Genomic DNA, 7,467 nt, shown 5'->3' on the forward strand with positions numbered 1-7,467 from the left:
TCAGGCTTTTCGGGATTGATAGGCTTTTATGGCTAATTCTTTGGCTTTTTCCTGTGGACTCGCTCTAATTGGTTGTTTTGCTTCTTCAATCACAATTCCTACTTTATTGGCCTGACTTTGAATATTTGCAATCAATCTGCCATAACTCCATTGATGAATACTGGTTCGATATTGTTTGGCATATTTTTTTTGAACTTCTACTAAATCTGATTTTTGTTCAGCTTTGGCTTGAATCTCACTCTGGACTTGTTCCCGTATATCACCTAATTTTGGTAAGACGATACTGCCAGCTTTGTATGTTTGTGCGATCGCAATAATTTCTTTTGCCAGTAATCTGTCTATATATTCCCCTAACTCTGAATCTCCAAAGTTATTGGGTGCTGACATCCTTTGAGCAATATGGCGTTTGTGGGATAGCAGGTGTTTTTGTTGTCTTTGTCTGTTGAGTAGTTTGTAATTTTCACCAAGTAGTTGTTTGATATTGCGATAGGTTAAAACCTTGCCTGTAGTTCCATCTAAAACTGCAACAGTGGCAGGATATTCCAAACCCAAGCTGACACCAACTAAAATATGAGATTGTCCTTTATATAAAGGTTTACTTGGACGAGGGAAGGGGTTATTAATTCTGGCTAGAGAGGAATTTTTGCGTTTGATATGTGCCTGTTGTCTATCATTTAGTTCACCTCTAGCTTTAGTCTGGGTGATAGTTTTGGCAATTTCTTCAGCTTTTTCTTCCCTAACTAAATTTGTTCCTTCCTCTGTCCATAAACGAGTATCTACACAACAATAAAGGGTTAAATGGTGAATATTCCAGGGTTCTCCGTCACCTTCTCCTTTTTGCCAAGCTATACGACCACTTCGTAGGGTAAATAAGGCACTAGAATGTTGATTTTTACTACTTCTCTTGGTTTCTTGGTCTTCTAGGAAACGTTGAAACCAGTGGAGTTGGCGAGAATCACAATAAATTTGAAAGGTATGCTCTCTTAGACCACTAAATTTTACACAAACACGCCCGAATTTATTTTTAGACCAAACTAAATCTTCGTTGGTTTCGTAAGCTACTGGAAAAGGTACTTTACTGGATTTTTTTAAAAGATTATTTTGACATAATTTCGCCTCTGTTTCGTTTTTAGGAACAGTCTTATCAGCAGTGATCAGAGTTGCTATCAATTGAGTATCAGTTAAATCCCTTCCTTTGGGTATTCGGGCTGCTAAATTTTCTGTGAGGCGTTGAATTTGAATTTCTAATTTACGGCGACGTTGAGCAAATTTTTCGGGTTTTTCTTCTTTATCGTTAATTTTACAGCCATTTTTCAGTAAATATCTAATAGCACAACGAGTTATATTATCTTCTGTATTTTCGTAGGTATCAAATAAATGTTTTGATAAATTTCTTTCGCTATCTACGTTTTCAGATTTTTTCCCCTTTTTGGACTTTTTACCCTTAGTGGTTTTATCTCCTTTGGTTTCTTGTGGTGCAAATTGAGCCAAGATTTTCTCAGCTTTAGCACGAAGAGTATCTAATGAAACTCCACTTTGTTCTACTAATTCAACATCACTATTGAGCATTTCTAACCAGCGCAATTTACCATCCAGTTGGGATTGATAACGCTTCATTAAGGCAAACCAGGATTTATAAATATAGTTCACTGATGCTGTGGCACTGGTGTAAAACCTTGCAGGTTGTCCCATGAAGCGCGGATCAGTTTTCAAAGGTTCGCACAGTTCTTTAACAATACAGGTGGGATGTTTACCTTTTTGTCGCCATGTCTCAAATTCTGAATTTTGAGCAACCTGTATCAGTAATTCGTTAATCAGTGGCGTGTTTTTCTCTGCCATCAATTGCCATAGTTGTTGACGGGTAAATTCACTGGCTACTAAACGACACTGAATGGTAATTTGGCTCATACCTTTTAAACATATTTGTCTAATAATACCATATTTGTATTATAGCCGCTTTCTGTAAAATAGTATTTTATGCAAGAAACTTTTTTCACAAGTAAGGAAGCGGCTCAATTGACAGGTTGTACCCTTCGCCAGATTCAGTATTGGCGAGAGAAGGGGATTGTTGTACCTGTAATTAGTGATACGGGTACGGGACGCAGTATTTATTATTCCAGGTCGAATTTGGTGGAGTTAGCAGCTATGGTATATTGGCTGTCTACGGGTATCAGTTTTGATATTGCTTGTTTTATTCTGAAACGATTGAAGGAACAAGAACCGGAGTTGTTTATTTCGGGTAGGGGGAAGCGGTTTATGTTGTTGTTATCGGCACAGGATGATTCGCTTTCTTTGGTAGAGTTTGATCGGAAGATGGCGATCGCATCTCTTGATGAAGGTAAACCAGTAATCCCTGTGTGGTTAGATGTTATTTATCAAAATTTGACTTTGAAGCTGAATAAAAATTAACACTTACCTTCTTAATTAGAAACAACAGTGTGTTAAACTAATACAAATAAATCCTAATCTCAATCATATTGGCAATTATCGCCTACTTTATCTACTGTGCTGACAATATGAATTACACAACACATAACGCTATAGTTAATTTTATCTGGGGCATTGCTGACGATGTATTAAGAGATGTCTATGTACGCGGAAATACAGAGATGTCATTTTACCTATGACTGTACTGCGGCGTTTAGATTGTTTACTAGAACCCAGTAAAGATAAGGTACTTGAGCTTTATAAAAAATTAGAAGCGGGAGATTTTGGACAAAATGCGATCGCTCAACAACTGCCAAGAGCATCAGGTTATGTATTTTATAACACCTCAGAATTTACTTTTAAAACCTTGTTGGACTTTCCCAGTAATATTAAAGCTAACTTTGAAAATTATCTGGATGGTTTTAGCGACAACGTACAGGAAATAATTAGTAAATTTAAACTGAGAAATCAGCTCGAAACCTTAGTAGAAAGTAACAGACTTTATGCACTAATTCAAAAGTTTGTCGCTAAGGAAATTAACCTCAGTGCAGAACCCGTAACCAACGAAAAAGGAGAAATTCAAGAAGGACTAACTAACCTGGGAATGGGTTATGTATTTGAAGAATTAATTCGCAAATTTAACGAAGAAAATAACGAAGAAGCGGGAGAACACTTTACCCCCCGTGACATTATTCAATTAATGGTAAATTTGATATTTTTACCAATTGAAAATCAAATTCAAAGCGGTACTTATTTAGTATATGATGATGCTTGTGGATCTGGAGGAATGTTAACCGAATCAGAAGCATTTATTCAACAACTAGCGGAAAAATCAGGTAAAAAAGTCACCATTGAATTATATGGTCAGGAAGTCAACCCAGAAACCTACGCTATCTGTCAATCAGATATGTTAATCAAAGGTCGTGACCCTGATAAAATTTACTATGGTTCAACAATTTCTAAAGATAAATTTGCTGATTTACAATTTGATTTTATGTTAGCAAACCCTCCCTATGGTAAGTCTTGGACAGTTGACCAAGAAGCTATTATGGAAGGGAAAAAAAAGGAAGTAATAGACCCCCGGTTTGCGGTAGAACATCCCGGTTTAAAATCGGGAGAAAAGCTAACTCTTTTACCCCGAACCAGTGATGGACAATTGTTATTTTTAGTGAATATGCTTTCTAAAATGAAGCAAAATAGCACTTTAGGAAGTCGGATCGCAATTGTTCATAATGGTTCAGCTTTATTCACAGGTGACGCAGGACAAGGGGAAAGTAATATTAGACGTTGGATCATTGAAAATGACTGGTTAGAATGTATCATTGGTTTACCTTTGAATATGTTTTATAACACAGGTATTGCTACCTATATTTGGGTACTTTCTAACCGCAAACCAGAACACCGCAAAGGTAAAGTACAATTAATTGATGCTACAGAATGGTATGGAAAGTTAAGAAAGAATTTAGGTAAGAAAAATTGTGAATTAACCCAAGGAGATATTAAACGCATTACAGAAACATTTTTAGATTTTCAAGAAACGGAACAATCTAAGATTTTTGATAATGCAGATTTTGGTTATCATAAAATTACCGTTGACCGTCCTTTGCGGTTGAGTTTCCAAGTTACACCGGAAAGAATAGAACAGTTTATCACCGCAACTCAGGTTAATTCTCCACCGAAAAAAGCTAGTAAAGCACAGCAGGAAATACCTTTAAATATTGAAGTTGAGAGTAAATATCAGAGAGTTGTGGAAATTTTAAAAGACTTGTTTAATGGTGATATACACACAGACTTTAATCAAGTTAAGCAGGATTTTGAAAAAACGCTGAAAGTAGAAGAAATTAAACTCACAAGTAAAGATTTAAAGTTAGTTTATGATACCTTTACTCAAAAGGATGAAAGCGCACAACCTGTAATTAAAAAGAAAACTAAGGAAGGGATAATTTATGAACCTGATTCAGAATTGCGAGATACGGAGAATGTACCATTAAAAGAAGATATTGAGGAGTATTTTCAACGGGAAGTTTTACCCCATGTTCCCGATGCTTGGATAGATGAGGAAAAGACCGTTAGGGGTTATGAAATTTCCTTTACTAAATATTTTTATAAGTTTAAACCGTTGCGGAGTTTGGAGGAAATAAAAGCAGATATTTTAGCTTTGGAAGCGGAAGCAGAAGGGGTTTTACATCAGATTGTTAAGGGAGAAGGATAGAATAATGAAAGAAATTCAAGGCGACGCTAAAACTATTCGTCAACTTCTCAGTGGCAATAAATATGCCATTGATTATTACCAAAGAGAATATAAATGGCAAACTAAACATCTTCAAGAACTGCTGGAAGACTTAGTAGGGAAATTTCTTAATGATTTTGAGCCAAGTCATGAACGCCAAGCTGTTGAAAAATATGGGAATTACTTCCTCGGATCAATTATTATAAGTCAGAAGGAACGTCAGAAATTCATTATTGATGGACAGCAACGGCTCACTACTTTATCTTTGTTGCTTATTTTCCTGCATAATCTGCAAAAGAATTGTCCAGACCAAGTAAAACTGGATGACTTAATTTTCTCTGAGAGGTATTCCCAGAAATCTTTTAACTTAAATGTTGAGGAGCGTAATGCTTGTATGGAAGCCCTCTTCAACGAAACTCCCTTTGATGACACAGAACAACCAGAGTCAGTAAAAAATATTGTTGCCCGTTATGCCGATATCAAAGAATATTTCCCAGAAGATTTAACTGGAGAGGCTTTACCCTACTTTATTGACTGGCTAATAGAGAATGTCTATATTGTGGAAATTACAGCTTACTCCGATGAGGATGCCTATACTATTTTTGAAACGATGAATGATCGGGGGCTATCTCTTACGCCTACGGATATGCTGAAAGGCTTTTTACTGGCGAATATTAGCGATGAAACTAAAAAGGTTCAGGCAAATCAGCTTTGGAAAAATTGGGTAAATAAATTGGTAGAGTTGGGTAAAGATGAAGAAGCTGATTCTATTAAAACCTGGCTTCGCAGCCAGTACGCCCAGACTATTCGGGAACGCAAAAAGGGTGCTGTTCCTGGTGACTTTGACCGCATCGGTACAGAATTTCACCGTTGGGTGCGTGACCATAAACCCCAAATTGGACTTAACAAAAGTGCTGATTTTGTGGGCTTCATAGAGCAAGATTTCGTATTTTATACTCGTCAATTCTTACGCTTGCGGAAAGCCTCTATTTCCTTGCAACCAGGCTTAGAGGAGGTGTTTTACAATGCCCAGCACGGTTTTACCCTTCAATATCCCTTGCTGCTTGCACCTCTACATCCTGATGATCATCTAGATGTGGTTAACCAAAAGATTCGTTTAGTGGCAAGTTTTCTCGATATTCTGCTGGCTCGGAGGTTGTGGAACTCCCGAACCATTACTTACAACACTATGCAGTATGCCATGTTTGTGGTTATGCGTGATATTCGTGGAAAAACACCTGCTGAACTTGTAACAATTCTGCGTCGTAAGTTAGATGCAGAATCAGAAGTCTTTGCTTCTAATGATCGACTGCGATTGCATAAGCAAAATTACAAAGCTATTTACCAGTTTCTTGCTCGTATCACAGACCATATAGAAAGGGAATCAGGGCTAAAGTCACGGTACAGTGAATACATTGCCACTGGTACGAATAGATATGAGATTGAGCATATTTGGGCAAGTGACTTTTTAGTTTACGGTGAGCAATTTTCTTCTCCTGTTGATTGCGTCAAAGAGTTTCCCTATCCAGATGATTTTGATGCGTATCGTAACCGCATTGGGGGACTTTTGCTGTTACCTAAATCATTTAATGCTAGTTATGGTGACTTGCCTTATGCTAAAAAGTTGCCTCACTACTACAGTCAGAATCTTTTAGCTCAATCACTCAATTCTCAATGTTATAACCATAATCCCGGTTTTTTGAAATACAAGGGACGTTCTGGGCTACCGTTTCAGCCGCATGATGAATTTAAAAAAGCTGATTTGGATGCGCGGCAAAAGCTATATCAAAAAATTGCAGAGGAGATTTGGAATCCAGAGCGATTAAATAAGATAGTTGAGCCTTAATTGTATAAAGGAGGTTGTAGGATGAAGCGTTATCCAAAGTATAAAAATTCTGGTGTACAGTGGTTGGGTGATATTCCTGAACATTGGGAAGTTAAGAAACTTGCTTTTTTTGGTAAATTTTTAAAAGGAAGCACTATATCCAAATCTGATTTAGTAGATAATGGTCTTCCTGTAATACTTTATGGTGATATTTATACTAAATATACTATCAAAGTAAATAATATTATTAACTTCATAAGTCAAGAATTAGCAAATACTTCAAAACCAATATACAAAGATGACATTTTATTTACTGGTTCGGGAGAAACAAGAGAAGATATTGGGAAATGTATTGTTTATCTAGGTGATAGTAAAGCCTATACTGGTGGTGATATTCTAATTTTTAGACAGAATATAAATGATAGCCTCTTCATATCATATTTTTTAAATAGTAATTATGCAATATTTCAAAAGGCTACAAATTCAAGAGGAGATGTTATAGTTCACATTTATTCATCATCTTTACGTAATATTTCTGTTACTATTCCCCCCCTAGAAGAACAAAAACAAATCGCATCTTTCCTTGACGAGAAGATAGAAAAAATAAACCAATATATCAGCAACAAACAAAGACTAATAGAACTACTCAAAGAACAGAAAACCGCGATTATTAACCATGTAGTCACCAAAGGACTCAACCCTGATGCACCCATGAAACCTTCTGGTATTGAGTGGTTAGGGGATATACCGGAAGGTTGGGAGGTGAAGCGAGCAAAATATTATTTCTATGAAGTTGATGAACGCTCAGAAAGTGGTACAGAGGAACTTTTATCAGTTTCTCATATTAACGTGAGTTCGACGGAACTAAAAAATGGCAGGAGGTAGAGCAGGCAAATCTTTTGGGTAAATATCAATGGAAGGTTTTTTGGGCAAATAGGTGTAAGCGGCTAAACCAGCCATCAAGTTAACCAAAAAGTTAAATGGA

5 protein-coding genes and 1 pseudogene are annotated in these 7,467 nt (G+C 36.6%); 4 read left to right on the top strand and 2 right to left on the bottom strand.

Translation table 11 applies throughout. The features are described 5' to 3' along the window. Window positions 1-1,908, bottom strand: a complete 1,908-nt coding sequence (cas12k, locus tag NWP17_RS06060; RefSeq protein ID WP_280654014.1) for a type V CRISPR-associated protein Cas12k — start codon at window positions 1,906-1,908, stop codon at window positions 1-3. A gap of 69 nt (window positions 1,909-1,977) precedes the next feature. Between cas12k and NWP17_RS06065 the strand changes: the two genes are divergently transcribed. From NWP17_RS06065 to NWP17_RS06080, 4 genes are all read left to right on the top strand, one after another. Next, entirely contained in the window at window positions 1,978-2,409 is a 432-nt protein-coding gene (locus NWP17_RS06065; protein WP_280654015.1) for a MerR family transcriptional regulator, read from the top strand. A 214-nt stretch (window positions 2,410-2,623) separates the two neighbouring features. Continuing rightward, the gene (locus NWP17_RS06070; RefSeq protein WP_280654016.1) at window positions 2,624-4,639 is read left to right on the top strand and encodes a type I restriction-modification system subunit M; all 2,016 of its coding nucleotides are present in this window, start codon (window positions 2,624-2,626) and stop codon (window positions 4,637-4,639) included. A 4-nt stretch (window positions 4,640-4,643) separates the two neighbouring features. Continuing rightward, window positions 4,644-6,503 carry a DUF262 domain-containing protein gene (locus NWP17_RS06075; RefSeq protein ID WP_280654017.1) on the top strand — a complete coding sequence of 620 codons (1,860 nt, stop codon included), beginning with the start codon at window positions 4,644-4,646 and terminating at the stop codon, window positions 6,501-6,503. Window positions 6,504-6,524: 21 nt separating this feature from the next. Next, entirely contained in the window at window positions 6,525-7,367 is an 843-nt protein-coding gene (locus NWP17_RS06080) for a restriction endonuclease subunit S (RefSeq protein WP_280654018.1), read from the top strand. On the opposite strand, the pseudogene NWP17_RS17595 reads toward NWP17_RS06080, so the two are convergent. Beyond that, window positions 7,347-7,467 (bottom strand): annotated as a pseudogene (locus NWP17_RS17595) (IS982 family transposase); the annotation flags it as partial. The gene NWP17_RS06080 and the pseudogene NWP17_RS17595 sit on opposite strands and share 21 nt — an antisense overlap.

The organism is Chrysosporum bergii ANA360D (genome assembly GCF_029891735.1).
In the GTDB taxonomy this organism is placed as follows: domain Bacteria; phylum Cyanobacteriota; class Cyanobacteriia; order Cyanobacteriales; family Nostocaceae; genus Umezakia; species Umezakia bergii.

Coding starts and splice junctions, on each gene's coding strand:
- NWP17_RS06075 (WP_280654017.1), top strand. CDS start 4,644: ATGAAAGAAATTCAAGGCGACGCTAAAACTATTCGTCAACTTCTCAGT.
- NWP17_RS06080 (WP_280654018.1), top strand. CDS start 6,525: ATGAAGCGTTATCCAAAGTATAAAAATTCTGGTGTACAGTGGTTGGGT.
- NWP17_RS06065 (WP_280654015.1), top strand. CDS start 1,978: ATGCAAGAAACTTTTTTCACAAGTAAGGAAGCGGCTCAATTGACAGGT.
- cas12k (WP_280654014.1), bottom strand. CDS start 1,908: ATGAGCCAAATTACCATTCAGTGTCGTTTAGTAGCCAGTGAATTTACC.
- NWP17_RS06070 (WP_280654016.1), top strand. CDS start 2,624: ATGACTGTACTGCGGCGTTTAGATTGTTTACTAGAACCCAGTAAAGAT.